This is a genomic window from Actinoplanes sp. DH11 (genome assembly GCF_020873875.1).
GTDB lineage: Bacteria > Actinomycetota > Actinomycetes > Mycobacteriales > Micromonosporaceae > Actinoplanes.
The window spans coordinates 1-795 of sequence record NZ_JAHWGU010000079.1; the positions used below are offsets into that span (position 1 = coordinate 1).

Annotated in this window: 1 protein-coding gene; it reads left to right on the plus strand. The window is 65.8% G+C overall.

The window, feature by feature from the left end:
- On the plus strand, positions 1-795 hold a 795-nt coding region (locus LPA41_RS40790), incomplete at both ends, for a polyketide synthase dehydratase domain-containing protein (RefSeq protein WP_229076860.1).

Below are 795 nucleotides of genomic sequence, written 5' to 3' on the forward strand. Positions count from 1 at the left end.
GGCCGTGACGAGCCGGACTCGTTGGTCAAGGCGCTGGCGGTGGCCGGCCCGGACTGGGCGAAGGTGTTCCCCGGTGCCCGGCGTATCGAACTGCCCACCTACGCCTTCCAACACCAGCGCTACTGGCTGAACGCGACCATCGGCAGCCGGGACGAAGGCCTTTCGGCGGGTCTGCGCCCCGCCGGACACGCGCTGCTGTCGGCCGACGTCGCGCTTGCCGACAGTGACGGCGTCATTCTGAACGGCCGGATCGGCCTGGACTCACACCCGTGGCTGGCCGATCACACCGTGCAGAGCCGCATCGTCGTGCCCGGCGCCGCATTCATCGAAATGGCGATGCACGCCGCACAGCGCGTCGACTGTGACCTGTTGGACGAGTTGACCATCCAGGCGCCGTTGATGCTGCAAGCGCACGCTCCGGTTCTGGTGCAGGTCACGGTCTCGGCCGACGACGGTTCCGGCCGACGTGCGATAAGCATCCATTCGAGTCGTGACAACGACGTCGAGGACGCCTGGACTTGCCACGCGACGGGTGTCCTGAACAGCGCCAGCGACAACGGTGCCACAGCGGAGGGCTTGCCGGTGTGGCCGCCGGTGGGTGCTGAGGAGTTGCCGGTGGCCGGCTGGTATGACGCATTGGCGGCGGCTGGTTTGGGTTATGGGCCGGCGTTCCAGGGGCTTCGTGGGTTGTGGCGTCGCGATGGTGAGGTGTTCGCGGACGTCAATGTTGATGTTGATGTTGAGGGTTTTGGTATTCATCCGGTGTTGTTGGATGCGGTGTTGCATGCGATTCCG